The organism is Kamptonema formosum PCC 6407 (assembly GCF_000332155.1).
GTDB lineage: Bacteria > Cyanobacteriota > Cyanobacteriia > Cyanobacteriales > Microcoleaceae > Kamptonema > Kamptonema formosum.
This window is the reverse complement of the sequence record NZ_KB235907.1, coordinates 52,892-54,167: the sequence shown is the minus strand read 5'-3', so window position 1 is coordinate 54,167 and position 1,276 is coordinate 52,892. Positions and strand designations below refer to the sequence as shown.

Here is a 1,276-nt window from a genome sequence, read left to right as displayed (position 1 = left end):
GATCGCGTTGCCATCCAAACTCGATCTGACAGATTACGGGCCAGAAAAAACCGCAGCTTCAATATCCTGACGGCTAAGAGAGTATTTGAAAGCTCGTTGAATATCTTGACCGTCAGCTCCAGCGTGAAGGTAGCGGACGGTCAGTTGATCGATGTCTAGGGAAAGTTCTGCTTCTAGACAGGTTTTTGCTGACTCCACCATCCCCTCAGCGACCCATAACGCCACCTCCGCAACTTCACGGGCCACCTCCGCAACTTCACAAGCCACGCCCCAAACTTTTTCTACAGGGTGAGTCTGATTCTCTGTCACAGCTTCGGCTGTATTTTGTATATTTATGGGGGGAGCTGTGACAACCTCCACATCAAGAGGAGAGGGTGATTCAGCCATTTTCGCAGAGGCGATTTTTCAGCCAATTTTTGACAGACTAGAGGGTAAAGCTCATCCCAGTTTTCGGGTCTGCTAGAGTTCTCACCAGCCTCTACAAAACGATATTGCCAAACTCGCTTATCCCCCTCCCTAACCTGAGAGGCCTTCAGCTTAACCCCGATAAATTTAAGTAAGCGGTTGAGATATTGCATGGGTGAGCTTTTGCCGGGATGTCCAAGTAGGGCGGCTGCTGACTTGGTTTTACAAATCCTCACCAGTTCCTTGACTTCAGGGGATTTATCCGTCCAGACCTTTGAAGGGTCAAGGAATTGATTAATCCCCAATTTTGAGAGAAGTTTTAGTTTGAGCCATTGGTTGTTCAGGTCAGGCAAGAAAGTTCTAAACTCACGGTTCCATTTTTGCCGTTGTAGCAGTTCAGCATCAATAGGGTTTCAAGTTTCCAGTTGGCATAGAGCTGATTGAGCAAATCTCTGTCAGTGAAGCGGATACGGTAAACAAACTCCCAAGTCCAAAGCTCAGTATTTTCAATGCCTGGTAGCCGCGCTAAAAGGCGATATTTGATGGCTTTGCAGCAATCCTCCCATTCAGCATTGCTTCCCTCAATTTCTAAGTATTTTTCTAGGGTGATAAATTCAGAATTGAAAATCTGCTTTGCTTCTTCTTCTTTAGAAAGTCTTTTTAGCATCAGCAAAGCTCATTCCCTCATCGTAAATGGCATCAGGATTAAGCAAATCCGAGAAACTAATTCGATTAACTTCATAGCCACCATCCTCAAAAAGATTTTAAGTAGAAACCGCCGTAAGTTACGCGCTTCAACTGCATCTTTGCCCTTAATTTTCGCCCAAGCTTCTAGGTGTGGGGAATCAATTTGAGCCTTGATTGCTTCTTT

The 1,276-nt window shown here is 45.4% G+C and carries 3 protein-coding genes; all 3 read right to left on the bottom strand.

The features are described from left to right. Positions 1–33: 33 nt before the first annotated feature. Positions 34–387, bottom strand: coding sequence for a DUF3143 domain-containing protein (locus OSCIL6407_RS37520; protein WP_234709981.1), 354 nt, complete (start codon positions 385–387; stop codon positions 34–36). A gap of 358 nt (positions 388–745) precedes the next feature. Continuing rightward, on the bottom strand, positions 746–1,072 hold the full coding sequence (locus tag OSCIL6407_RS0129255; RefSeq protein WP_019488056.1) for a hypothetical protein: 327 nt from the start codon (positions 1,070–1,072) through the stop codon (positions 746–748). A gap of 9 nt (positions 1,073–1,081) precedes the next feature. Next, a partial coding sequence (locus tag OSCIL6407_RS36050; protein WP_026103898.1) for a hypothetical protein occupies positions 1,082–1,276 on the bottom strand: 195 nt, incomplete at its 5' end.

What these genes read in the sequence shown, in the direction of transcription:
- OSCIL6407_RS37520 (WP_234709981.1), bottom strand. Translation starts at nt 387, where the DNA reads ATGGCTGAATCACCCTCTCCTCTTGATGTGGAGGTTGTCACAGCTCCC.
- OSCIL6407_RS0129255 (WP_019488056.1), bottom strand. Translation starts at nt 1,072, where the DNA reads ATGCTAAAAAGACTTTCTAAAGAAGAAGAAGCAAAGCAGATTTTCAAT.